This is a genomic window from Variovorax sp. SRS16 (assembly GCF_901827165.1).
Taxonomy (GTDB): domain Bacteria; phylum Pseudomonadota; class Gammaproteobacteria; order Burkholderiales; family Burkholderiaceae_C; genus Variovorax.
Genome location: NZ_LR594666.1, coordinates 2,342,852 through 2,367,080 on the forward strand (window position 1 = coordinate 2,342,852; position 24,229 = coordinate 2,367,080).

Annotated in this window: 25 protein-coding genes; 20 read left to right on the plus strand and 5 right to left on the minus strand. The window is 67.4% G+C overall.

Annotated features, from left to right (window positions below):
• Positions 1-120: 120 nt before the first annotated feature.
• Positions 121-1,224: an acyltransferase family protein gene (locus tag E5P2_RS11335; protein ID WP_162567174.1), complete on the plus strand. Its 1,104-nt coding sequence runs from the start codon at positions 121-123 to the stop codon at positions 1,222-1,224.
• A 40-nt stretch (positions 1,225-1,264) separates the two neighbouring features.
• Here the strand turns inward: E5P2_RS11335 and E5P2_RS11340 are convergent, their stop codons facing one another.
• On the minus strand, positions 1,265-2,275 hold the full coding sequence (locus E5P2_RS11340) for a LacI family DNA-binding transcriptional regulator (protein ID WP_162567175.1): 1,011 nt from the start codon (positions 2,273-2,275) through the stop codon (positions 1,265-1,267).
• A gap of 110 nt (positions 2,276-2,385) precedes the next feature.
• Between E5P2_RS11340 and E5P2_RS11345 the strand changes: the two genes are divergently transcribed.
• The 7 genes from E5P2_RS11345 to E5P2_RS11375 all read left to right on the plus strand — a co-directional run bounded on the left by E5P2_RS11345 (position 2,386) and on the right by E5P2_RS11375 (position 10,331).
• Positions 2,386-3,504: an alcohol dehydrogenase catalytic domain-containing protein gene (locus E5P2_RS11345; RefSeq protein WP_443083514.1), complete on the plus strand. Its 1,119-nt coding sequence runs from the start codon at positions 2,386-2,388 to the stop codon at positions 3,502-3,504.
• Positions 3,501-5,036: an FGGY-family carbohydrate kinase gene (locus tag E5P2_RS11350; protein WP_162567177.1), complete on the plus strand. Its 1,536-nt coding sequence runs from the start codon at positions 3,501-3,503 to the stop codon at positions 5,034-5,036. The genes E5P2_RS11345 and E5P2_RS11350 overlap by 4 nt, the downstream gene beginning before the upstream one ends.
• Positions 5,037-5,070: 34 nt before the next feature.
• Positions 5,071-7,317 carry an arylsulfatase gene (locus tag E5P2_RS11355; protein ID WP_197908493.1) on the plus strand — a complete coding sequence of 749 codons (2,247 nt, stop codon included), beginning with the start codon at positions 5,071-5,073 and terminating at the stop codon, positions 7,315-7,317.
• Positions 7,318-7,390: 73 nt separating this feature from the next.
• Positions 7,391-8,413, plus strand: a complete 1,023-nt coding sequence (locus E5P2_RS11360) for an ABC transporter substrate-binding protein (RefSeq protein WP_162567178.1) — start codon at positions 7,391-7,393, stop codon at positions 8,411-8,413.
• 9 nt (positions 8,414-8,422) lie between these two features.
• On the plus strand, positions 8,423-9,217 hold the full coding sequence (locus E5P2_RS11365; protein ID WP_232080665.1) for an ABC transporter ATP-binding protein: 795 nt from the start codon (positions 8,423-8,425) through the stop codon (positions 9,215-9,217).
• Entirely contained in the window at positions 9,217-10,026 is an 810-nt protein-coding gene (locus E5P2_RS11370; protein WP_162567180.1) for an ABC transporter permease, read from the plus strand. The genes E5P2_RS11365 and E5P2_RS11370 overlap by 1 nt, the downstream gene beginning before the upstream one ends.
• Before the next feature lie 155 nt (positions 10,027-10,181).
• The gene (locus E5P2_RS11375) at positions 10,182-10,331 is read left to right on the plus strand and encodes an HHHH-motif protein (RefSeq protein WP_174259862.1); all 150 of its coding nucleotides are present in this window, start codon (positions 10,182-10,184) and stop codon (positions 10,329-10,331) included.
• Between the two features lie 67 nt (positions 10,332-10,398).
• On the opposite strand, the gene E5P2_RS11380 is transcribed toward E5P2_RS11375, so the two are convergent.
• Positions 10,399-10,617, minus strand: a complete 219-nt coding sequence (locus tag E5P2_RS11380; RefSeq protein ID WP_162567181.1) for a hypothetical protein — start codon at positions 10,615-10,617, stop codon at positions 10,399-10,401.
• 192 nt (positions 10,618-10,809) lie between these two features.
• Here E5P2_RS11380 and E5P2_RS11385 point away from each other — a divergent pair, with 192 nt between their 5' ends.
• From E5P2_RS11385 to E5P2_RS11415, 7 genes are all read left to right on the plus strand, one after another.
• Complete coding sequence (locus E5P2_RS11385; RefSeq protein WP_162567182.1) at positions 10,810-11,109, plus strand: FHA domain-containing protein; 300 nt, start codon at positions 10,810-10,812, stop codon at positions 11,107-11,109.
• A gap of 111 nt (positions 11,110-11,220) precedes the next feature.
• Positions 11,221-11,496, plus strand: a complete 276-nt coding sequence (locus tag E5P2_RS11390; protein ID WP_162567183.1) for a hypothetical protein — start codon at positions 11,221-11,223, stop codon at positions 11,494-11,496.
• Entirely contained in the window at positions 11,445-12,014 is a 570-nt protein-coding gene (locus E5P2_RS11395; RefSeq protein WP_162567184.1) for a thermonuclease family protein, read from the plus strand. The genes E5P2_RS11390 and E5P2_RS11395 overlap by 52 nt, the downstream gene beginning before the upstream one ends.
• Before the next feature lie 115 nt (positions 12,015-12,129).
• The gene (locus tag E5P2_RS11400; protein ID WP_162567185.1) at positions 12,130-13,203 is read left to right on the plus strand and encodes an NAD/NADP-dependent octopine/nopaline dehydrogenase family protein; all 1,074 of its coding nucleotides are present in this window, start codon (positions 12,130-12,132) and stop codon (positions 13,201-13,203) included.
• On the plus strand, positions 13,190-14,194 hold the full coding sequence (locus E5P2_RS11405; RefSeq protein ID WP_162567186.1) for a 3-hydroxybutyryl-CoA dehydrogenase: 1,005 nt from the start codon (positions 13,190-13,192) through the stop codon (positions 14,192-14,194). The genes E5P2_RS11400 and E5P2_RS11405 overlap by 14 nt, the downstream gene beginning before the upstream one ends.
• A 10-nt stretch (positions 14,195-14,204) precedes the next feature.
• Positions 14,205-15,014 carry an alpha/beta fold hydrolase gene (locus tag E5P2_RS11410; protein ID WP_162567187.1) on the plus strand — a complete coding sequence of 270 codons (810 nt, stop codon included), beginning with the start codon at positions 14,205-14,207 and terminating at the stop codon, positions 15,012-15,014.
• A complete protein-coding gene (locus E5P2_RS11415; protein WP_162567188.1) occupies positions 15,011-15,961 on the plus strand; it encodes a quinone oxidoreductase family protein in 951 nt (316 codons plus the stop codon). The genes E5P2_RS11410 and E5P2_RS11415 overlap by 4 nt, the downstream gene beginning before the upstream one ends.
• Positions 15,962-15,989: 28 nt before the next feature.
• Here E5P2_RS11415 and E5P2_RS11420 read toward each other — a convergent pair whose 3' ends face one another.
• From E5P2_RS11420 to E5P2_RS11430, 3 genes are all read right to left on the minus strand, one after another.
• Positions 15,990-16,592 (minus strand): esterase/lipase family protein, encoded by a 603-nt coding sequence (locus E5P2_RS11420; RefSeq protein WP_162567189.1) that lies wholly within the window; start codon positions 16,590-16,592, stop codon positions 15,990-15,992.
• Positions 16,593-16,596: 4 nt separating this feature from the next.
• On the minus strand, positions 16,597-17,007 hold the full coding sequence (locus E5P2_RS11425; protein ID WP_162567190.1) for a cupin domain-containing protein: 411 nt from the start codon (positions 17,005-17,007) through the stop codon (positions 16,597-16,599).
• A 95-nt stretch (positions 17,008-17,102) separates the two neighbouring features.
• Positions 17,103-17,609: a MarR family winged helix-turn-helix transcriptional regulator gene (locus E5P2_RS11430; RefSeq protein ID WP_232077035.1), complete on the minus strand. Its 507-nt coding sequence runs from the start codon at positions 17,607-17,609 to the stop codon at positions 17,103-17,105.
• Positions 17,610-17,710: 101 nt separating this feature from the next.
• On the opposite strand from E5P2_RS11430, the gene E5P2_RS11435 reads away from it, so the two are divergent.
• From E5P2_RS11435 to E5P2_RS11455, 5 genes are read left to right on the plus strand one after another with little or no spacing between them, the layout of a single operon-like run.
• Positions 17,711-19,888 carry a thiamine pyrophosphate-dependent enzyme gene (locus tag E5P2_RS11435; protein ID WP_162567192.1) on the plus strand — a complete coding sequence of 726 codons (2,178 nt, stop codon included), beginning with the start codon at positions 17,711-17,713 and terminating at the stop codon, positions 19,886-19,888.
• A gap of 2 nt (positions 19,889-19,890) precedes the next feature.
• Positions 19,891-21,396 carry an indolepyruvate oxidoreductase subunit beta family protein gene (locus tag E5P2_RS11440; RefSeq protein WP_174262659.1) on the plus strand — a complete coding sequence of 502 codons (1,506 nt, stop codon included), beginning with the start codon at positions 19,891-19,893 and terminating at the stop codon, positions 21,394-21,396.
• A 15-nt stretch (positions 21,397-21,411) separates the two neighbouring features.
• Positions 21,412-22,407, plus strand: coding sequence for a PDR/VanB family oxidoreductase (locus tag E5P2_RS11445; protein ID WP_162567193.1), 996 nt, complete (start codon positions 21,412-21,414; stop codon positions 22,405-22,407).
• Positions 22,408-22,418: 11 nt separating this feature from the next.
• Complete coding sequence (locus E5P2_RS11450) at positions 22,419-23,732, plus strand: aromatic ring-hydroxylating dioxygenase subunit alpha (RefSeq protein WP_162567194.1); 1,314 nt, start codon at positions 22,419-22,421, stop codon at positions 23,730-23,732.
• A gap of 11 nt (positions 23,733-23,743) precedes the next feature.
• Positions 23,744-24,226, plus strand: coding sequence for an aromatic-ring-hydroxylating dioxygenase subunit beta (locus E5P2_RS11455; protein WP_162567195.1), 483 nt, complete (start codon positions 23,744-23,746; stop codon positions 24,224-24,226).
• Positions 24,227-24,229 lie beyond the last annotated feature (3 nt).

The following is a 24,229-nucleotide window of genomic DNA, read 5'->3' on the forward strand; positions in this document are numbered from 1 at the left end:
CCGGTAAAACTTGGCAGCCGCTGCCGGTGGGATGGCGCATGCGCCCTAACGATGTGCGACCTTCGTGCTACTCTTTCGCGCTCAACGCAGAGCCGCGACCGCAAGGTCCGAAGAAGGAATATGAAGGCACGGATAGCTGAACTCACCGGTCTACGCTGCCTCGCGGTCATGATGGTTGTTTTCGCGCACGCGTCTGCCACGGTTGCCGGGGGGTACACCGGTTGGCTTCAGCCTTTGAATTTCTTCACCAATGGCGGCCTTGGCGTCCAGATATTCTTCGTGCTGAGCGGGTTCCTGATTACCAACATCCTCAACTCGGAATGGAAGGCAACCCAAAAGATCGATCTGGTTCGGTTCTACCTCCGCCGTACATTGCGGATCTGGCCGGCCTTCTACGTCTTCCTGGTGGTCCTTGCGTTCCTGACGTACCGTCAGGTGATCGACATCGCGTACGAGCAGTTCGCATTCGCCGCGCTGCATGTATGGAACTACTCGGAGGCTCTTGGCCTCGGCCCGATCAATGCGGCCCATGGCGACGGAACGTGGTATCTGGGGCATTTCTGGACGCTTGCACTCGAGGAGCAGTTCTATTGGTTCTGGCCACCTCTACTGATTTTCCTGCTGCGAAGGCGCAGTGAACGACTTCTGGTCTTGCTGATTCTGTCCATCCCCTTGATCAGAATCGCTTCCTATTTCCTGGTCCCGTCCCTGCGTGGACAGTTGCTGATGATGCTCCACACCGGTGTGGATTCCATACTGATCGGTTGCTACACGGCGTTGAATCAGGAGCGCATCAAGACCTTTCTCGAATCGAAAAAATACAGTTCTGCTCTCGTGACGGCAAGTTTCATTGCGCTGATATTTCTCATACCCGAACTGGGGGCAAGGCTCGGCGGCGCATGGTCGGTGACCTATGGTGCGACGGTCACGGCGTCGATCGTCGCTTTGATCATCATGGCCGTGACAACGATGAAACAGTTCTGGCTCTCGAGAATTCTGAGAACGCGCGTCTTCGTTTTCGTCGGGACCATCTCTTACAGTCTCTATCTCTGGCAGCAGCTTTTTCTTTTCAAGCAGTCACCATTGGCGTTCGCTTTTCCGTTCAACATCGTGCAGGCCTTCGCGGCCGCAACGTTGAGCTATTGGCTGATCGAAACGCCGCTTCTGAAAATCAAGGACGGCTTGAAAAAGCGGAATCCCCCGCTTGCGCGGCCCACTGAGTGAGGCCTGTGCGAGTCCGGAGGGGATCGCTCGCCCGAATCCGCTACAAGGACAGCAACTGCGGCCTGATCTCGATGATCTTCCGGTCCGCGAATGAGCCGGCGTCGATGATGCCGAAGGCCTCCTGCAGCAATCCCTCGACGTTCTGCCGGACCATCAGCAAGGGAAAGCTCAACACGCTCGCAAAAGGATCCCAGTCGTAGCAGCCAAAGCTGCATTGGGTCAGTTCATCGTGGGGCAACGTCTTGAGAAAGCGCACCACGCCTTCGAGCGCGATCGTCGAGTTGACGAACAGCGCGCGCGGCAGGCCGCCCAGGCGCCGGTAGAGCGCGGCGGTGGCAGCCTCGGCCAGATCGGATTCGTAGCCGCAGGCATCGATCTGCGCGGGCTCGATGCTGCCGAAGCGTTCGCGCACCACGTCGCTGAAGCCTTCGATGCGCCGCCGCGTCGCGTAGTCGCTGGCCAATCCGCCCAGGAAGAAGGCCTTGTTGCGCTTGCTCGATCGCAGCGCGCGTGACCGATCGATGAGGCCGAGCGCGAGCTGCTGCGCGCCCCAGTAGTTGTCGCTGATCACCGAGGTCGCCTGCGTGCCGGGGAGGTCGACATTGACATGCGCGACGCCGTGGTTGCGGCACACGCGGCTGACGGAGTCGGGGTCGGTCGCGCCGACGACAAGCAGGTATTCGACCCGGTAGGAGATGAGCGTGCTCACGGTTTCGAGTTCGAGCGCCGGGTCGCGCAGCGTGCTGACGACAATCGGGTACCAGTGGCGCTCGCGCGCCAGCTTCTCGAAGGTCTGTGCCATGCCGCTGAAGAAGCGGTTGTCGTGCAGCGGGATGATCATCCCGATCAGGCCCGAACGGCTCTTGCGCAACCCGCTGGCCTGCCGGTTCACGTTGAACTTGTGCTGCTCGGCGATCTGCTGCACGCGCAGGGCCGTGGCTTCGGCGATGCGCCGCTCGCGCCAGTTGCCGGCGAGCACGGCGCTGACGGTGGAGGCCGAGACATCCGCCAGCTTGGCGAGGTCGTAGATGGTGGATTTCTTGAGGCTCATCGGCGAGTCGGCTTGTCCCGTTGCGCACGCATTGTGCTCTGCGGGTAAATGCGGATCGACCGTCATGGCGTTGAATGCAGAATAGCACAATCGATTGTGCAAATCATGCAATGACCAGCCAAGACACCGAAATGACAGCGAAATCCCAGCAAGGCATGCAGGCCGTCGTCTGCCATGGCCCCGAGGACTACCGGCTCGAAAGACCGGCGCGGCCGCAAGCCGGCGCCCGCGAGCTGGTCATCGAGATCAGCGCCTGCGGCATCTGCGCCAGCGACTGCAAGTGCTACTCGGGTGCCGCAATGTTCTGGGGTGGTGGCGGCCAACCCGCATGGGTCAAGGCACCGGTGATTCCCGGCCATGAATTCTTCGGGCGCGTGGTGCAGGCGGGCGCCGGCGCGGCGCAGCACTTCGGCGTCGACGTGGGCGACCGCGTCATCGCCGAACAGATCGTGCCCTGCAACAAGTGCCGCTACTGCACCAGCGGCCAGTACTGGATGTGCGAGGTCCACAACATCTTCGGCTTCCAGCGCGAGGTCGCGGATGGCGGCATGGCCGACTACATGCGCATTCCGCCGACGGCGCGTGTGCACAAGGTGCCCGAGAGCCTGTCGCTCGAGGACGCGGCGATGATCGAGCCGATGTCCTGCGCGATCCACGCGGTCAACCGCGGCGACATCCAGCTCGACGACGTGGTGGTCATCGCCGGCGCCGGGCCGCTGGGGCTCTCGATGGTGCAGGTCGCGAAGCTCAAGACGCCGAAGAAGCTGGTCGTGATCGACCTCGTGCCGCAGCGGCGCGCGCTGGCGCAGGCCTTCGGTGCCGATGTCGTCATCGATCCGGAGCGCGAGGATGCCAAGGCGATCGTCCATGCGCTCACGGGCGGCTATGGCTGCGACGTGTACATCGAAACCACCGGCGCGCCGGTCGGCGTGCGCCAGGGGCTGGAACTGGTGCGCAAGCTCGGGCGCTTCGTCGAGTTCAGCGTGTTCGGCAAAGAGACCAGCGTCGACTGGTCGATCATCGGCGACCGCAAGGAGCTCGACGTGCGCGGTGCGCATCTCGGTCCCTATTGCTATCCGGTGGCCATCGATCTGTTCGAGCGCGGTCTGGTCACCTCGCGCGGCATCGTCACGCATGGCTTCGCGCTGGCGGAATGGGAGGAAGCTTTTCGCCTGGCCAACTCGCTCGACTCCATCAAGGTGCTGCTCAAACCGGGCGCGCCAGCATGAGCCGCGTGACGCGCCACGTCATCGGCGTGGACATCGGCACGCAGAGCACCAAGGCGCTGCTGGTCGACGAGGCCGGCCGCATCCTCGCGCAGGCCTCCGAGGCCTACCAGGTCGACACGCCCGAACCGCTGTGGGCCGAGCAATGGCCGGAGGTCTGGATGACAGCCGTCGTGCGCTGCATCGCGCGCGTGGTGCGCGAGGCGGCGATCGACGCGGCCTCGGTGAAGGCGTTGTGCGTGAGTTCGCTCTACGGCGGCTCGGGGATTCCGGTCGATGCCGAGGGACAGCCCACGCACCCCTGCCTGATCTGGATGGACCGGCGTGCACAGGACGAGGTCGAATGGGTGCGCGGCCACGTCGACCTGGAACGCCTGTACGACATCACCGGCAACGGCGTCGACAGCTACCACGGCTTCACCAAGATGCTCTGGCTGCGCGAGAAGCGGCCGGATGCGTGGCAGCGCACGCGCGCGTTCCTGCCGCCGAACAGCTTCGTCAATGCGCAGCTCACGGGCGAGGTCGCGGTGGACCACAGCTCGGCCGGCAACATCGGAGGCGTCTACGACATGAAGGCGCGGCGCTGGTCGGCGGAAATGCTGGACGCGCTGGGCATTCCGGCGTCGATGATGCCGGCGCGGCTGGTCGAGTCGAGCGAGACGGTCGGCGGGCTCACGGCGCACTGGGCGCAGACGCTCGGGCTGCCCATCGGCCTGCCGGTGATCGCCGGCGGCGTGGATGCTGCCGTCGCGACGCTCGCGGCCGGCGCCAACCGGCCCGGCAGCCACGTGGCGATGATCGGCACCAGCATGTGCTGGGGCACCATCCGCCAGCACGCGGATGCGCGCGACGGCCTGGTCAGCATGCCGCACGTGGTCGGCGGCCTGCGCGATCTCTATGTCTTCGGCGGCGCGATCACCGCCGGGGCCAGCGTGACCTGGTTCCTCGATCTCATGCAGCCGCAACAGGGCAGGGCAACACACACGGCCGATGCGCACGCGCAGCTCGAACAGGCCGCGCGCGAGCTCCCGCCCGGCGCGCAGGGCCTGCTCTTCCTGCCCTACCTGATGGGCGAGCGCAGTCCGATCTGGGATCCCAGGGCCAGTGGCGCTTTCATCGGCCTCGGCCTGCATCACCGGCGCGAGCATCTCTACCGCGCGGTGCTCGAAGGCGTCGCCTGCGCGCTGCGCCACAACATCGAGGCCGGCAGCCGCGAAGGCCAGCCGCTGGACGATGCGCTCGTGGTGGTCGGCGGCGCAAGCCGGTCCGACCTCTGGATGCAGATCATTGCCGACGTCACCGGCCGACCGGTGCGCACGATCCACGAAGAGGTCGAGGCCAGTCTCGGTGCCGCGATGCTGGCCGCGCTCGGCGCCGGCCTGACCGCGGCCGAGACCGTGGGCCAGGGTTGGGTGCATCTGGTGGATCGTGCGCAGCCGTACCCCGACGCCGTCGCGCGCTACGAGGCGCTCTACCGCAACTACCTTGCCGGCTATCCCGCGTTGCGGCCGGTCATGCACGCGCTGCGCGGCTGAGGCCCCGCTTGTCGATGGACACGGAGAGATTCGAATGCAGAAACAGCAAGACGACCCACGCGCTGCCATGACGGGACGCACGGTCCACGAAGCAGCGCCGCATTGGCCGCGCCGGCCGCGCCCCAAGGCCGATGCGCCCAACATCGTCTGGGTCGTGCTCGACGACTGCGGCTTCGCGCAGCTCGGCTGCTACGGCGCATCGACCGAGACCCCGGCGATCGACGCCCTGGCCAGCCGCGGGTTGCGCTACACCAATTTCCACGTCACCGCGATGTGCTCGCCGACGCGCACCTGCCTGCTCACGGGCCGCAACCATCACGCGGCCGGCATGGGCTACCTGGCCGACTTCGACACCGGCTTCGACAATGCACGCGGCGCGATCTCGCCGCGCGCGGCGACGCTCGCCGAGATGCTGCGCGAGGCTGGCTACGGCACCTACGCGCTGGGCAAGTGGCACCTGGTGCCGCCCGCCGAATGCAGCCCGGTCGGCCCGTTCGACAACTGGCCCACGCAGCGCGGCTTCAACCGCTACTACGGCTTCCTGGGCGGCGAGGACGACCAGTGGGCGCCCGAGCTCTGGTACGACCAGCACCATGTGCCGCCACCGCAGCGCGAGGGCTACCACCTGAGCGAAGACCTGGTCGATCGGGCGCAGGAATTCCTGTCGGACCATCTGTCGGCCACGCCGGACAACCCCTTCTTCCTCTACCTCGCGTTCGGTGCCTGCCACGCGCCGCACCAGGCGCCGCAGTCCTTTCTCGACAAGTACCGCGGCCGCTTCGATGCGGGCTGGGATGCGGAGCGCGACAAGGTGCTGGCGCGCCAGAAGCAGATGGGCATCGTGCCGCCGGACACCGCACTCGCGCCGCGCAATCCGGGCGTTCGCGCATGGGACACGCTGAGTGCCGACGAGCGCCGGCTGGTCGCGCGCATGCAGGAGGTCTTTGCCGGCTTCACCGAGCACACCGATGCGCAGATCGGCCGCCTGGTCGAGTTCCTGCAAAAGCGCGACAAGCTGCGCGACACGCTGTTCGTCGTGCTGTCGGACAACGGCGCGAGCGGCGAGGGCGGCGAGTTCGGTTCGGTCAACGAGTACCGCTACTTTCTTGGCCTGCCCGATTCGCTCGAGGAGAACCTGGCCGAGATCGACAAGCTCGGCGGCCCCTGGACCCACAACCACTATCCGGCCGCATGGGCGCAGGCCGGCAACACGCCGCTCAAGTTCTACAAGAAGTACACCTTCGGCGGCGGCGTGCGTGCGCCGCTGATCGTGCACTGGCCGGCAGCGCTCGGCGAAGCGGGACTGCGCACTCAGTTCCACCATGCGATCGACCTTGTGCCCACCATGCTCGATCTGGCCGGCGTGCCGGCGCCTGCGGTCTATCGCGGCGTCGAACAGTTGCCGGTGCACGGGACCTCGATCGCCTATTCGTTCACCGACCCGGAGGCCGCGTCGACCCGCGAGACCCAGTACTTCGAGATGGGCGGCCAGCGCGGCATCTACCACCGCGGCTGGAAGGCCGTCACCCACCATCGCTCCGGCGACGACTACGACGCCGACCGCTGGGAGCTCTACGATCTGCAGAGCGACTACTCGGAGACCGTCGACCGCGCGGCCGACGAGCCCGAACGGCTGCGCGAGATGATCGCGCTCTGGTGGCGCGAAGCGGAGGCCTTCCATGTCATGCCGCTGGACGATCGCGCCCAGGCGCGTGCCTTCGCGCGCGATCCGGCCACCAATGGCCGGCTGCATTTCAGGCTCTATCCCGGCACGCGCCTGCTGACGCCGGTCACGGGTCCGAACTTCGCGCTGCGGCCGTTCCGCATCCGCGCCCGCATCGACCGTGCAGCGACCAGCGAAGAGGGCGTGCTGCTGGCCTATGGTCGCCGCGCCGCCGGCTTCTCGCTGTTCATCCAGCACAACCGGCTGTGCTTCGACTACAACCTCGCGGGCCGGCACACGGTCGTGTCCGCGGATGGGGCACTGCCGACCGGTGCGCACGTGCTCGGCTGCGAGGTGACGATCGAGAAGGACGGCGCTCGCGCAGTGCTGACGCTGGACGACCAGCCGCTCGCATCCGCCGTGTTGCCGATGGCTTTTCCCGCGGGCTTCGGCCTGCTGAGCACGCAGTGCGGCCTCAACAGTCCCTCGCCGGTGTCCGATCGCTACGAAGCGCCTTTCCGTTTCGAAGGCACGCTGGACCGGGTCGACATCGAACTTGGCCAGGCGAACGGCGAGGCGATCGCCGGCCTGTGGGAAGCGGCGGTGCGCAGCCAATGAATGAGTTCAGACGGCCGGCGGCTGCCCTGCAAGGCGAAGCCCGGCTTCACGTTCAGTCAACAAGGAGATAGAAATGAAGATGCCTGCCCTCGGTCTGCGTGCCTTGCGATGCGTCGCCGGCGCTCTGATTGCCACTCTCGCGCTGGGCGAAGCGGCGTTCGCCCAGAACCTGACGACACTGCGCATCGGCGCGGCGTCCAATGTGCTGTTCGGGCCGGTGTTCGTGCTGGCCGACAGCAGCAACGGCATCGCGGCCAGGCACGGCCTCAAGATCGAGTCGCGCATCTTCAACTCCGGCATCGCCACGATGGAGGCCGCGCTGGCCGGCGATCTCGACGTCGCATTCCCGAACACCCGCATCCTGTTGCCGCTGCTCAAGAGCGGCAAGGCCTGCTTCAAGGGCGGCATCGCCTTCGTCGACGTCAACACGGTCAACATGGTCACCAAGGCCGACATCACCCAGCCCAGACAACTCGAAGGGCGAAAGATCGGCACGCGCAAGGGCGGCATCGGCGAGGTCGCGCTGCACATGTGGCTCGCCAAGCAGGGCATCGACCGGGCCAAGGTGCAGACCGTCAACATCGCCGAGGAAGATCTGCCGATCGCACTGGCCAAGGGCAGTGTCGACGGCATCATCTGGCCCGAGCCGACGCCGTCGCTGGCGCTCGAGGTGGGCGGCTCGGCGGTACATCGCTTCGGCGACATCGGTTCCGCGTTCCGGGACGTGTCGGTCGTCAACGTGACCTGCGACTGGGTCAGGAAGAACGGCGACGACGGCATGAAGAAGCTGGTGGCCGCGTGGATCGACGCCGTCGATCTGCTGAAGTCGAATCCCGATGCCGGCGCCAGGATCACCGCCAAGGCGCTGCAGCTCACGCCGGACGACGTCAAGAAGATCTGGAAGGACGGCGGCTGGCCCGGCGGCTGGCCGGCGAATCTCACGGACGGCCAGATCGACATGTACTACACCTACGGCGACTACCTGAAGGCGAACAAGGAACTCGACGGCATGCCCGACATGGGCGCCTGGATCAGCAGCAAATGGCTGAAGGAAGTGGCGCCGGGCCGCGTGCTGTTGTCCAAGTACAAGTACTAGGCCGAGATGATGCCCAGTGCCATTCGCATGCGCGACGTGGAGATGAATTTCTCCGGCGGTCGCGACGGAAGCGCCTACCTGGCGTTGCGCGGCGTGCAGCTCGACGTGCGCGACGGCGAGTTCTTCTGCCTGCTCGGCCCGTCCGGCTGCGGCAAGACCTCACTGCTCAACCTGATCGCGGGCTTCGTCACGCCCACGGCGGGCCGGGTGGACATCCGGGGCCACGCCGTGACGAAGCCGGACAAGGACCGCGGCGTGGTGTTCCAGTCCGACCGCGCCCTGTTCGATTGGCTGACCGTGGAAGAGAACGTTTCCTTCGGCCCGCGCATGCGCGGCCTGGCGGGCACGAACTGGCGCGGCGTCGTGGACGACATGCTCCGGCTGGTCGGCCTGTGGGATCATCGTTCCAAGTTGCCGCGCGAACTGTCGGGCGGCATGAAGCAGCGCGTGCAGATCGCGCGGGTGCTGGCCAACAGTCCCGACATCCTGCTGATGGACGAGCCCTTCGCGGCGCTCGATGCCTACACGCGCGGCGTCATGCAAAAGGAAGTCACGCGAATCTGGGATGCTTCGCGGCGCACCGTGGTCTTCGTGACCCACGACATCGCCGAGGCCATCTGGCTGGCCGACCGGATCGGCATCATGACGCGCGGACCCGGCTCGCGCATCCGCGAGATCTTCGAGGTCGATCTGCCGCGGCCGCGCGAACGCATGACCGCCGGCTTCATCGATCTCTTCAATCGCCTGAGCGAGGCCATCGACGCCGAAGCCGGGCACGCGCAGCACCAGGAGGCCACGCAGTGATGGATGCGATCGAACAGGTTCCCGCGACCGTGGAACTTCCCAAGGCACCACGCGGATGGCGCGTGGGCCGGTACGGCATCACGCTGCTGGCGCTGCTGATGGCACTGGCGCTCTGGACGCTCGTGTCCGCGTTTTCTTCGCCTTTCTTCTTTCCTTCGCCGCTTGCGGTTGGCAAGGCGCTGGTGGAGCTCACGGCCAACGGAACGCTGCCCCATGCCGTCGCCATCAGCTACTTCCGCATCCTGGTGGGCTGGGCGGTTGGTTGCGCCGCGGCCATTCCGCTGGCGCTCGCCGCGGGCCGGATCGGATTCGTTCGCCAACTGGTCGAGCCGTTCTTCAATTTCTTCCGCTTCGTGCCGCCGATCGCGTTCCTCGGTGTCGCCATCCTGTGGTTCGGCATCGGCGAAGGATCGAAGGTTGCGATCATCATCTACACTTCCCTTTTCACCGTGTTCATGAACACCATGGCCGGCGCCGCCGCGGTGGATGAAACGCCGAGCCGCGCCGCTCTGTGCCTCGGCGCGACCCGGCGGCAGGTTCTGTGGCGGGTCGTCCTGCCCGCGACCGTGCCAGCCATCCTGGTGGGCATGCGGGTGGGCATGGGCTTCTCGTTCATGAGCGTGGTCGCGGCCGAGATGATCGCGGCCAACGAAGGCGTGGGATTCATGATCTACAACGCACGCCTGTTCCTGAAGACCGCCAATGCCTTCGCAGGCATCCTGACGCTGGGCCTGATGGGATTGGTGGCCGATCTGGCCTTCCGGCTCATCGCGCGCAAACTGTTTCCGAAGCACGCACTGCCGTTCTAGCCGGTCTGTCGCGCGCAAGGGCCGTCGGCCCTTCTTGCGCTTTCATGCTTTTTTCTTCTGCCGCGGCGTCATCCGATTGACCCTGCGCGCCGTTCAACAGGGGCGTCACTCGACAGACGTAACCTTTTGGTGCCACCGCTTTCAGAAAGAACCCCATGAAGATCAAGCAACTGATTCTCTCCAGCCTCGTCGCCTTCGCCGGCCTCGCCGTCCTGGCACCCACCATCGCTTCCGCTGCGCCGCACCGTCACAAGGTGTGCCACACGGGCCCGCACCACCACCGCGTCTGCCACTGGGTGCGCTGATTCCGGCGCGGCGTCTTCGCCGCAACGGTCAAAAGCCCGTCTTCGAAAGAAGACGGGCTTTTTGCGTCTAGCGGGAGAGCGGCCCGAAATGGGTCGGATCCTTCTGAAACGCCGCCAGGTCACTGGAGATTCGGGTCAGCGCGGCCGAGGCACCGGGTTCCCGGCGGCGCAAGGCTTCGAGCTGCCTCGCATAGGCATCGGTCAGAACTTGCCAGTGATGAAAGGCCGGGCTGATTCCTTCGCTCGCGGGGCGAAGAAGAGGGTGGGGCAGGAGATGAGCGGTCATGGAAGCTGCGTTCTGGAGGTCGGGTTGTCGCGGGTGCTGCACAACCGCTGTCCTTCCTTATCGGCCGCTTGCTGCAAAACTTAAGTTTGCGTGCTCTCAACTTTTTGTTTTTCTTTGATCGACGCGGCTTCAGAAAAGAACAGTGGCCGCCGAAATGGAAGCAGTGCAGATCCATCGAATAGCGAGCAGGCCATGTCCAGACTCATCGTTCTAGCCCGACACAACAGCGTGAAGCAGGTCAATATCCGCGGGCCGCTCACGACCATCGGGCGCGATCCCGCCTGCGGTGTCCACATCGACAGCCGGGGCGTCAGCCGGCACCATGTGGGGGACTGCCAGCTGCGCTTCCTGTACGACACGCAGCTCCTGCCCCGAGAGGAAGCCTTGCGCCTGGCGACCGTGTTCGACGACTTCATGGACACCGATGCGGCGCGCCAGGGAAGCCTGCGTGCGGCATTCTTCAGCCGGGGCAACGCACCCAGGTACGCCTGAGCCGCGCCGCCCGAGTGTTGGCTAAAGGCTGCAAAGCCTGACGGGCGATGACGCCTGAAAGGCGTTTCATCGGGCGTTGAGCGCCCGCTTCGCGCCACAATGTCATCCAGCATGACGCAGTCTCTCCCTCACCCTGACGACCTCACGGACGATGAACTCGCGGAGCACGCCAAGGCATGGCGCCGGCAGGCTCTGCGCGGCGACCGCAGCGCGCGGGCGCCCGCGCATGCCTATGAGACGGCGCTGCGCGAACGTGTCCGTGCATCGGTCGCCGCGGAACTGATGACCAGCGCCGCCGCGCCCGCGCGCGAGCGCAAGCGCCCCTGGTGGCGTGCATGGTGGCCTTCGCAGGGCGACGGCAGCAGCAGCGGCCGCGCCGTCCCGTGATTCCCGCGCTGCATCGCGGCGCGCATCCGTCCGTCCCTCGAGCCCTGGCCGCCATCCTGCTGGCGCTGGCGGCCCTTCATGCACAGGCCGAACGGATCGACGGCCGCGTCGTCACCGTGGCCGATGGCGACACGATCGTGGTGCTCGATGCCTTGAAGGTGCAGCACCGCATCCGACTCGGCGCCATCGACGCGCCCGAATGGAGCCAGCCCTTCGGCCGCCGCTCGCGCGCGAGCCTTGCGCAACTGATCGCCGGCAAGACCGTGCAGGTGCAGGTGGACCGGCTCGACCGCTACGGCCGTTCGGTGGGCGTGGTGCGGCTGGGCGAGATCGACGTGAACCGGATGCAGATCGAGCGCGGCATGGCGTGGTGGTATCGCCAATACGCCGGCGAACAACGCATCCCCGATCGCCTGGCCTACGAGCGCGCCGAACGCGACGCGCACCGGGCCCGGCGCGGGCTCTGGAGCGATGCCCAGCCGGTGCCTCCCTGGACATGGCGGGCCCGGCACCGCTGACCCTTCTTCGGGTCAATCTGGTTGACATATAAACATTTGAAAAGTAATGTACCTGCACGCCGCGCGCCGTCATGCGCGGCGGTCCATCCCTCTCTATCTCGCGGAGTGCCGGTTCATGAAAATTGCCATCCTGGGCGGAGGCCACGGCTGCTATGCCGCCGCCGCCGACCTGTCCGAAGCCGGCCATGAGGTGCGCCTCTGGCGTCGCGATGCGGCGGCGCTCGCTGCTGTCATCGAGGCCGGCTCGATTCGCCTGAAAGACGCCGAGGGCGCGCGCGACGTGAAGATCGCCGCCGCCACCGCGGACATCGGCGACGCCCTGCGCGGCGCCGAGCTGATCGTGATCCCATCGCCCGCGATCGCGCAGGCGGACATCGCGCGTGCGATGGCGCCGCACTTGGCCGACGGCCAGGTCGTCTTCCTGCCGCCGGGCACCTTCGGCAGCTACGTGATGGCGCAGATCGCGCGCGAGGCCGGCAGCCGCGCCGACGTGGCGTGGGCCGAAACCGGCACGCTGCCGTACCTCGCGCGCAAGCACGGCGAGCGCGAGGTCAACGTCACCGTGCGCGCGGTGCGCCTGCCGACCGGCGTCTATCCGGCGCGCAAGGAAAAGGAAGCGATCGCGCGGATCCGCGAGGCCTATCCCAGCGTGCATGGCTGCGGCGATGCGCTGTCGGGCGCGCTGATGAACGCGGGCCCGGTGATCCACCCGCCGCTGATGGTGATGAACGCCGCGCCGCTGCAGCACTTCGAGCGCTGGGACATCCACAACGAAGGCACGCAGCGCGCGGTCCGCGCCGTGACCGACCGGCTCGACCTGGAGCGCATCGCGGTGCGCGAGGCCTTCGGCCATGCCGCCCCGCACTACCCGCTGGCCGACCACTACAACAACGACCAGTGGATGTACGGCGACGCCCACAAGCAGCTCGTGAAGTCGGGCGACTGGCGCGAGAACATCGACCTCTATGGCCATCGCTACATCACCGAGGACACCGAGCTCGGCCTCGCCTTCCTCGCCTCGGCCGCGCGCCATGCCGGCGTCGATGCGCCGATCGCGCACGGCCTGCTGGCCATCGTCGGCGGCTTTCTGGGCCGCGACCTGCGCCAGGGCGCGCGCACCTTCGAGGCGCTGGGCCTGAGCGGGCTGAGCCGCGATGCGCTGAAAGAGCGTCTGCATGACGGCGCCTGAGTCCGCGCCGCGCTTCGCGGCCGTCGGTGCCGGCCGCATGGGGCGCGGCATCGCGATCGCCTTCGCCTACGCCGGCCATCGCATCTCGCTCATCGACCTGCGCGTGCGCGACGCCGCCGCATGGCACGCGCTGCGTGACGAGGCGCGCGCCGAGATCGAATCCAGCCTGCACGGCCTGGCCCGGCTCGGCGTGTTCGCCAGCGAGCAGGTGCCTGCGATCGCGGCCCGCGTCGAAATCGTGCGGGCCGACGACGCGCCGCGTGCGCTGGCAGCGGCGGAACTGGTGTTCGAGGGCGTGCCCGAAACGCTGGCCGCCAAGCGCGAGGCCTTCGCGCAGATCAATGCGCATTGCCGCGACGATGCGATCCTCACCTCGACCACCAGCAGCATCCTGGTTACGCAGATCGCCGAGTTCGTGAAGCGGCCCGAGCGCTTCCTCAACATCCATTGGCTGAACCCGGCCTATGTGATCCCGGTGGTCGAGCTGAGCCATCACGCCGGCACCGACCCGGCCGTGCTCGCGCGCGCCAGGGCGCTGATGGAATCGATCGGCAAGCTGCCCGTGGTCTGCGGCCCGACGCCGGGCTACATCGTGCCGCGGCTTCAGGCGCTGGTGATGAACGAAGCGGCGCGCATGATCGAGGAGGGCGCTGCCACCGCCGAGGAGATCGACAAGGCCACGCGCTTCGGCCTCGGCCTGCGCTTCGCGGCGCTCGGCGTGGTCGAGTTCATCGACTTCGGCGGCGCCGACATCCTGCATCACGCGAGCCGCGAGATGTCGGCCTCGATCGATGCCGCGCGCTACCGGGCGCCCGCCATCCTCGACCGCATGATGAGCGAGGGCCGCCTCGGCCTCAAGACCGGCAGCGGCTTCTACGACTACCAGGGCCGCGACGTCGCGGCCTACCGCGGCGACGTGTTGTTGCGCACGCTTGGCATGCTCAGGCACGCGGGCCTGTGGCAGCCGCCCGCCGACAAGACCATCGATTGAGGACCACGCCATGAGCGCACTGCGCATCCGCCGCGCCTTCGCCGACCTGTCGGTCGGGCAGGTCCACCATGCATCCGCCGGCGATCCGGCCGCGCCCGCGGTGCTGTTCCTCCACCAGTCGCCGCGCAGCTGGGCCGAGTACCGCGCGGTGCTGCCCCTCGTCGGCCAGCGCCACCACGCGATCGCGATGGACACGGTGGGCTTCGGCGATTCGGCGCCGCCGCCCTGGCCGCCGAGCATCGAGCGCTGGTCGCAGGTCGCTGCCGAGCTGCTCGATGCGCTCGGCATTCGCCGTGCGCATGTCGTGGGCCATCACACCGGCGGCGTCATCGCCGTCGAGCTGGCCGCGGCCTTTCCCGAGCGCGTCGCCTCGCTGGTGCTCTCGTCCACGCCGTTCACCGACGAGGCTTTCCGCCGCGCGCGCGCCGAGCGGCCGCCGATCGATGCGGTCGAACGCAGCGAAGACGGCGCGCACCTGATGCAGATGTGGCGCAACCGGCAATCCTTCTATCCGAAGGGACGGCCCGATCTGCTGGAGGCTTTCGTGCTCGACGGCCTGAAGGCTTCGGGCGACATCGAAGGCGGACATCGCGCGGTGGCCTCGTACCGCATGGAAGACCGCATCGGCCGCGTCACGCAACCGGTGCTCCTCGTGCGCGCGCCGGACGATCCGTTCGCGTCGCCGCATGCCGCCGAGCTGGCCGCGCACCTGCATGACGCGCGTGTCGTCGACATCGAGGGCGGCATGGTGCCGCTGCCCGACCAGTTGCCCGAGGCCTTCGCGCGCGCGGTGCTCGATTTCCTGGACGGCCTGCGATGAAGGCCGTGCGCATCCATGGCTGGAACCAGCCGCCTTCGATCGAAGAGATCGATCCGCCTGCGCGCAGCGCAGGACGAAGCCTCGTGCGGATGCAGGCGGCGACGGTCGGCCACATCGACCGCACGGTCTGGGGCGGACGCTTTCTGCGGCATCCGCCGCTGCCCTATGTCCCCGGCGTCGAAGCGGCCGGCATCGTGATCGAGAGCGATCGCTTCCAGGCTGGCCAGCGCGTCTGGCTGCGCGGCGCCGGTCTCGGCACGCTGACTGACGGCACCTGGCGCGAATGCATCGCCGCGCCCGACGAAGCGCTCGGCCACTTGGCCGACAACGTCCCGATGCCGCTCGGCGCGGCCTTCTTCTCGCCCTGCACCTCGGCCTGGGTCGCGCTGCATGAGATCGCCAAACTCCAAGCTGGCGAGCGCGTGCTCGTGACGGGGGCCACCGGCGCGGTCGGATCGCTGGTCCTGCAACTGGCGCTCGAACTCGGCGCGAAGGCGAGCGCGGTCGTGAGCGACGCGGCCGCTGCGGCCACGCTGCCGGCTGGTGTGGACGCCGTGGTGTTCGACGGCGCAGGCGACGCGCTGTCCGGGCTCGGTGTCGATGCGCTGATCGACACGGTCGGCGGGCCGGTGCTGGCGGCCGCGCTGCCCGGCGTCGTCGCCGGCGGTCGTGCGGTGCTGATCGGCTACACGGCCGGCAACGAACTCAGGCTGGACCTCGCGAACTTCATGCTGCGCGACGTCAGCCTGCTGCCGCTCAACATGTTCCGGCGCGATGCCGTCGGCCGCTCGATGGCGCCCGCCTTGCTGGCGCGATTGGGCGATGGCCGCCTGCGGCTCGAGGTTCGAAGCTTCGCGCTGTCCGAAGCGGCGAGCGCGCTCGAATGGATCGCGCAGCGCGGGCACCGCGGCCGTGCGGTGCTGGTGCCGGACCCCGCTGTCGCGTGATCGCGTGAGCACGGCGCTCTGCGTCGTGCTATGGCTTCACGAGCGTCGCGATGTCGGCGGCCACCTGGCGTGAATTCATGATGACGGTGTGGAAGGTCGGCAGCAGTTGCAGGGGCATCGATCCCAGCTGCACCTCCTTCACCGAGACGATGCCGTCATTCAGTTCGTTGCCGAACAGCGTCCACCGGCCGCGCGGACCCTTGGTGCCCGCATAGATGCGCAAGGGAATGTCCGGAACCGGCAGGCCTTCCATGAAATCGCGGCGTGCCAGCAACTGGCCCATCTCGCCCGTCAGCAAGCGAAACAGCCACCACTTGGACAGCTTGACCGCGAAGCGGGAGGCCGTGCTCGGCGGCGCGAGGAAGACGCCGAGTTCCGGCGCGCATGCCAGGCCCGGCAGCGCTGCCCTGAGCAGGACACCGCCCAGCGAATGCCCCACGACGATGAAGCGCTCGCCCTGCGTGCGCGCGGCGATGAATCTGCGCAGACGCTCGACACAAGGGCGCCAGCGCTCGAACGCGGCCGAATAGCCGAACAGATGCGTCGTCATGCCGGCCGAGCGCAAACGCCCGGCCAGCAGCAGCATCGATGCGGATGTGCGTCCCAGGCCGTGAACCAGGATGGCATGCATCGACTCAGGTCTCGCGGCGCTCCATGCGATAGGGCCGGACCTTGTCCTGCTCGGCCGGGTCGTTGCGCGACACGATGGCGCGCGCCGGCTCCGAAACACTGAGGTTGACCGCGACGTGCGGCACGTCGGGCGGGATGAACAGGAAGTCGCCGGCCTCGCTGATCACCGATTGCGCCAGCCCATCGCCGTACAGCGTCTCGACGCGCCCCTGCAGCACGTAGATCGCCGTTTCATGGCCCTCGTGAAGATGCGGCTCGGAGCGCGCGCCCGGCGGAATCACCACCAGATGCATCGACAGCCCGAGCGCGCCGGCGCTGTGGCCGGAGATGCCGGTGAAGTAGGGCAGGCCCTGGCTCGTGAGCACCTTGCGGTCGGGGCTGATGGCCGTGACCGAGCGCGTTGAAGCGGATTGCATGGAATTTCTCCTGCCGTACCAAGGAACGGAGATGGTGCCAGATCGGCCCGCTGGCGCTCAAGATGTTTCGTGGCGCGGCGTCACCGTGCGCTGTCTCACTCGTCCTCTTGCGTCTCTTCCGAGGGCGCGTTCTCGTGCAGCTCGATCATCCGCCGCAGCGTGGTCTTCAGCGCCTCGGCGCTGGCCAGGCCGAAGGGCTCCAGCACGCGGTGCTCGTGCTCGCGCGCGAGCTCCATCAGCCGCTTCACCGTGCGCTCGCCGGCTTCGGTGATGCGCACCAGCGTGATGCGGCGGTCACTGTCGTGGGGCAGGCGCTCGACATGGCCGCTGGCGCTCATGCGGTCGAGCATGCGCGTGACCGTCGGCTGCTTCATCACCGCCACCTGCGCCAGCCGGCCGATGCTCATCGCATCGCCGCCGGCCAGTGTCGCCATCACGCGCCACTCCGAGACCGAGAACCCGTGCTCGCGCGCGACCTTGTGGAATTCCGACGAGATCAGGTGGCTGGCCTGCGCCAGCAGCGCCGGCAGGTAATCGTCCACGAAGCGCCGGGGCACGGCCGCTGCGGCCGCCGTGCCGTTGCGCGGCAGCTTGGCGGGCACATTGCTTGCGTGTCTAGGGTTATTCATGATTGTGGATAGATTGACTTCTAAAGAATATACGCACTTCGGTCCAATCGGTCCGAGGGTTTTCAAGGAGCATCATGGCTGAACGGTCCTTTGTCGAGGAAGTGAAGAAACTGCGGCTCGGCGCCGGCGAGGTCTTCAGCGGCGAAGGCATCCTGGCGGTGACCAAGGCGCTGCTGGAGTCCGGCGTCGCCTACGTGGCCGGCTACCAGGGCGCGCCGATCTCGCACCTGATGGACGTGCTGGCCGACGCGCAGGACATCCTCGCGGAGCAGGGCATCCGCTTCGAGAACAGCGCCAGCGAAGCCACCGCCGCCGCGACGCTGGCCGCCTCGGTCAACTACCCGCTGCGCGGCGCGGTCACCTTCAAGGCCACGGTGGGTACCAACGTGGCGTCCGATGCGTTGGCCAACCTTGCCTCGGGCGGCGTGAAGGGTGGCGCGCTGGTGATCGTCGGCGAAGATTACGGCGAAGGCTCGTCGATCATGCAGGAGCGCAGCCATGCCTTCGCGATGAAGTCGCAGATCTGGCTGCTCGATCCGCGGCCCAACCTGCCTTCCATCGTCGAGGCGGTCAAGCAGGGCTTCGAGCTCTCGGAGGCCAGCAGCACGCCGGTGATGCTGCAGCTGCGCATCCGCGCCTGCCACGTGCATGGCCAGTTCGTCGCCTCGGACAACCGCCCCTCCGCATTCACGCTGAAGGAGGCGCTCGAAAGCCCGCAGCGCGACACCAGCCGCATCGTGCTGCCGCCCGCGAGCTTCACGCACGAGCAGGAAAAGGTGCAGGACCGCTGGCCGGCGGCCGTGCGCTTCATCGAGGAGCGCCGGCTCAACGAATTCTTCGCCGAAGATGCCGACGACATCGGCGTCATCGTGCAGGGCGGCAGCTACAACACGCTGGTGCGCGTGCTCGAGCGGCTCGGGCTGGCCGACGTCTACGGCCAATCGAAGGTGCCGCTCTACGTGATGAACGTCGCCTACCCGGTGATCGACAGCGAGGTCGTGCGCTTCTGCAAGAACAAGCGCGCCGTGTTGCTGGTCGAGGAAGGCCAGCCCAATTTCGTCGAGCAGAACCTCGCATCCATCCTGCGCCAGGCCGGCATCGGCGCCGCGCTGCACGGCAAGGACATGCTGCCGGTCGCCGGCGAATACACGGCGGCCGCGGTGCTCAAGGGCGCGCGCGCCTTCTTCGAGCGCTACGAGCGCGTGCCGCCATTGCCCGCGCCGCCACGCAAGATCATCCCGCTGACCGCGGTGGCGCCGATCGGGGTCGATTCGGCGCCGGAGCCCTCGCGCCCGATCGAGGAGACCGTGCATGCGCGCCCGCCGGGCTTCTGCACCGGCTGCCCCGAGCGGCCGATCTTCAGCGCGATGAAGCTGGTCGAGCGCGAACTCGGCCCGCACCACATCAGCGCCGACATCGGCTGCCATCTGTTCTCGATCCTGCCGCCCTTCAACCTCGGCAACACCACCATGGGCTACGGCCTCGGCTCGGCCGGCGCCGCGGCGCTCAACGTGCCGGCCGGCAAGCGCGCGATCTCGATGATGGGCGACGGCGGCTTCTGGCACAACGGCCTGACGAGCGGCGTCGCCAACGCGGTCTTCAACCGCAGCGACAACCTCACGATCGTGGTCGACAACAACTACACCTCGGCCACCGGCGGACAGGACGTGCTGTCGTCCGCCGCGATCAATCCGACGCGCAGCACCGGCCACGCGATCGAGCAGGCGGTGCGCGGTGTCGGCGTCAAGTGGGTGAAGACCTTGCGCCGCACCTACGACATCGAAGGCATGCGCGATGCGTTGCGCGAAGCGCTGACGACAACGGAGAAGGGCCCGAAGGTCCTGATCGCGCAATCCGAATGCATGCTCAACAAGCAGCGCCGCGAAAAACCGCTGGTGCGCAAGGCGATCGCCGACGGCAAGCGCATGGTGCGCGAGAAGTTCGGCGTCGATGCCGACACCTGCACCGGCGACCATTCGTGCATTCGCCTCTCGGGCTGTCCTTCGCTGTCGATCAAGCCCAATCCCGACCCCTTGCGCACCGACCCGATCGCGACCGTGCTCGACAGCTGCGTGGGCTGCGGCGTCTGCGGCGAGGTCTCGCATGCGGCCGTGCTGTGCCCCTCGTTCTACAAGGCGCAGATCGTCAGCAACCCGAACGGCTGGGACCGCTTTCGCGAGCGCGTGCGTGCGGCCGTGATCGGCTGGCTGCAGCGCGGCGATGCGCGGCGGCGCGAACGGATGGCGTTCTGACCATGGCAGCTCAACCTATCAAGATTGCGATCCTTGCCATGGGCGGCGAGGGCGGCGGCGTGCTGGCCGACTGGATCGTCGATCTCGGCGAACACAACGGCTTCATCGCGCAGACCACCTCGGTGCCCGGCGTCGCGCAGCGCACCGGCGCGACCATCTACTACGTCGAGCTCTATCCCGGCGCGCAAGCCGCGGCCGACGGCGGTCAGCCGGTGCTGGCGCTGATGCCGTTGCCCGGCGATGTCGACATCGTGCTGGCCTCCGAGCTGATGGAAGCCGGCCGCGCGGTGCAGCGCGGGCTGGTCACGCGCGATCGCACGACGCTGATCGCCTCGACCCACCGCGTCTACTCGATCGCCGAGAAAAGCGCGATGGGCGACGGCCGCGTCGACAGCGCGCAGCTGCTCGCGCATGCCGACGGCGCCGCCAAGCGCTTCATCCGTTTCGACATGGCCGAGGCCGCCGAACGCGCGGGCAGCGTGATCAGCGCCGTGCTGTTCGGTGCGCTCGCGGGCGCCGGCGTGCTGCCCTTCAGCCGGGCGCAGTTCGAGGCCACGGTGGAGCGCGGCGGCGTCGGCGTGAAGCCCAGCCTCAAAGCCTTCGGCGCTGCCTTCGATCGCGCGCAGAAAGCGCCGGACGCCGACGCATCGGAGACCGCGCCGCCGCCGGCCGCCAAGCCCGCGCCGCAGCCTCGCGATCCCGCCGTGCGCGCGCTGGTGGAGCGCGTGCAGCAGTTTCCGGCCTCGGCGCACGAGATCCTGTTCGAAGGCGTGCGCCGCCTGATCGACTACCAGGACCCGGCCTATGCCGGCACCTACCTCGACCGCATGCAGAAGATCCATGCGCTGCAAGCGAACGACGACGGCCGCCTCGCTGAAACGACCGCACGCCATCTCGCGCTCTGGATGTCCTACGAGGACACGGCCCGCGTCGCCGCGCTGAAGACCCGCGCGACGCGCTTCGAGCGCGTGCGCGGCGAGGCGCGCGTGCAGTCCGGCCAGGTGCTGGCCATCAACGAATACATGCATCCGCGCCTGCAGGAAATCTGCGAAACGCTGCCCGGCGGCATCGGCCGCTGGCTGATGAATTCGAGCGCCCCGCGCCGGCTGGTCGAGCGCTTCACGAAGAAGGGCCGCGTGATCCAGACCAGCTCGCTGCACGGCTTCATGATGCTGCGCTGCGTGGCCGGCATGAAGCGCTGGCGCCGCTCGACGATGCGCTTCGCCGAGGAGAACCGGCTCATCGAGCAATGGCTGGCGCGCATCGCGCAGACGGCCGCCTTCAATCCTGCGCTGGCGGTCGAGATCGCGGAATGCCAGCGCCTCGTCAAGGGCTACAGCGACACCCACGAGCGCGGCCTGCGCAACTACGAGGTCGTGATGGAAGCCGCGCAGCGCGCCGGCACCGCGCTGGCGCCGGCCACGCTGCGCGAACTGCGCGACGCGGCGCTGGCCGACGAACATGGCCACAAGCTGCGCGCCGCGCTGGCGCAGCACGCACTCGCCTGAGAGGAAACCGACGCGATGTCCCACGAACGAGCCGCCACCCTCGACCTGCGTGTCGTCGAAGCGCGCACCTTGAACCCGCTGATCCGCATGTTCCGCCTGCGCGCCGCGGACGGCGCGGCGCTGCCGGGCTACACGGCCGGCGCCCACGTGCGCGTGAAGGTCACGCTGGCCGACGGCAGCCAGGACTGGCGGCACTATTCGTTGATCAACACCGAGCCGCAGCCGGACGCGACCGCTGCGCCGCACGACTACCTGATCGCCGTGCGCCGCGAGGACGATGGCCGCGGTGGCTCGCGCTTCATGCACGAGCGGCTGCAGGAGGGCGACACGCTGACCCTCGAAGTGCCGAAGAATGATTTCCCCTTGCATGAAGGCGGTGCGAAGGCAGTGCTGATCGCCGGCGGCATCGGCGTCACGCCGCTGGTCAGCATGGCCGCGCGCCGCAAGGCCGAGGGCGCGCCGGTGCGCATGCACTATGCGGGCCGCAGCCGCGCGCTGATGGCCTTCCTGCCCGAGTTGCAAGGCCTGCTGTCCGACGACCTCGTGCTGCATGCGGATGCCGAAGCCGGTGCGCCGCTTGACGTCGAGGCGCTGCTCGATGGCTGCGCTGCCGACGACCAGCTCTATGTCTGCGGTCCCAAGGTCATGCTCGACGCCGTGCTGGCCGCGACGCAGAAGCGCGGTTGGATGCACGAACGCGTGCATTTCGAGCTCTTCACCACGCCGATGGTGGAGGAGGGCGACCATCCCTTCGAGGTCGAGCTGGCCCAGTCCGGCCAGCGCTACACCGTGCCGGCCGACCAGAGCATCCTCGACTGCCTGATCGACCATGGCTGCGACCCGATGTTCGACTGCAAGCGCGGAGAATGCGGCGTCTGCGCGACGCCGGTGCTCGAAGGCGAGATCGACCATCGCGACTACGTGCTGACGGCGCGCGAGAAGGCCGAAGGCAACGTGATGCAGATCTGCATCTCGCGCGCCAAGGGCGCGCGCCTGGTGCTGGACATCTAGGAGACCCGACGATGACGTCCTATCGTGGAAACCCCGAGGCCATTCGCGCCCTGGTCGAGCAAGATCGCGTGCACCGCGACCTCTACATCAACCCCGAGCTGTTCGAACTCGAGCAGGAGAACTTCTTCGCCAACACCTGGAACTACGTCGGCCACGACAGCCAGCTGCCGAAGCCGGGCGACTACATCCGCAACGAAATCGCCGGACGGCCGCTGATCGTGGTGCGCCACAGCGATGCATCCGTGCGCGTGCTGATGAACCGCTGCGCCCACAAGGGTTCGCGCCTGGTCAGCGCGCCCTGCGGCAACACCGGCAAGTTCTTCCGCTGCCCTTACCACGCCTGGACCTTCAAGACCGACGGTTCGCTGCTGTCGATTCCGCTGAAGAACGGCTACGAAGGCACGGCGCTGCCCGGGTGCGAATCGTCGAAGGGCCTGACGCCGGTGAAGCACGTGCGCCTGTACCGCGGCTTCATCTTCGTCAAGCTCAACGATGGCGGCCCGGATTTCGAGGACTATTTCGGCGAGTCGCTCTCGTCCATCGACAACATGGCGGACCGTTCGCCCGAAGGCGAGCTGGAAATCGCGGGCGGCTGCCTGCGCTTCGTGCACCAGTGCAACTGGAAGATGTTCGTCGAGAACCTCAACGACACCATGCATCCGATGGTGGTGCATGAATCGTCCGCCGGCACCGCGAAGAAGCTGTGGGCCGGCGAGCCCGCGGACGCGCCCAAGCCGATGGCGGTCGAGCAGTTCGTGCCCTTCGTCTCGGACTACAAGTTCTTCGAGGACATGGGCGTGCGCGTGTTCGACAACGGCCACAGCTTCTCGGGCGTGCACTACAGCATCCACAGCAAGTACTCGGCGATCCCCGAGTACGACGCGGCCATGAAGGCGGCCTACGGCGAGGAGCGCACCGCGCAGATCCTCGGCCTCGCGCGCCACAACACGGTCTACTACCCGAACCTCACGATCAAGGGCGCGATCCAGGCCATCCGCGTGGTCAAGCCGATCGCGGTCGACAAGACGCTGGTCGAGAGCTGGACCTTCCGCCTCAAGGGCGCGCCGCCCGAACTGCTGCACCGGACCACGATGTACAACCGGCTGATCAACTCGCCCTTCTCGGTCGTCGGACACGACGACCTGCAGGCCTACCGCGGCATCCAGGCCGGCCTGCATGCGAGCGGCAACGAATGGGTCAGCCTGCATCGCGACTTCGACCCGGCCGAGGTCGGGCAGAAGGATGTGACGGCCGTGGGCACCAGCGAGATCTCGATGCGCAACCAGTACCGCGCCTGGGAACGCTACATGACCGCGGACATGTGAGGCCATCTGCCATGACCGCCATCACCCGCCAGGACCTGATCGACTTCGTCGTCAACGAATCGCGCCTGCTCGACGACCGGCGCTACGACGAATGGAATGCGCTCTTCACCGACGATGCCTACTACTGGGTGCCGCTGGTGCCCGACCAGCAGGACGGCATCCAGCACACCTCGCACCTGTACGAAGACAAGCTCTTGCGCGACCTGCGCATCGAGCGCCTTAAAAGCCCGCGAGCCTTCTCGCAACAGCCGCCGAGCCGCTGCCACCACCTGCTGCAGATGCCGAGCGTCGAGACCTTCGACGAGGCCGCCAACCGCTTCGTGCTGCGTACCGAATTCCACTACACCGAATCGCAGGGCGACGAACTGCAGTTCTATGTCGGCACCTTCTTCCATCACCTGAGCTTGCAGGACGGCGCGCTGCGCATGACGCTCAAGCGCGTCAACATGCTCAACTGCGATGCCGCACTGCCGGCCATCCAGCTTTTCATCTAGCGC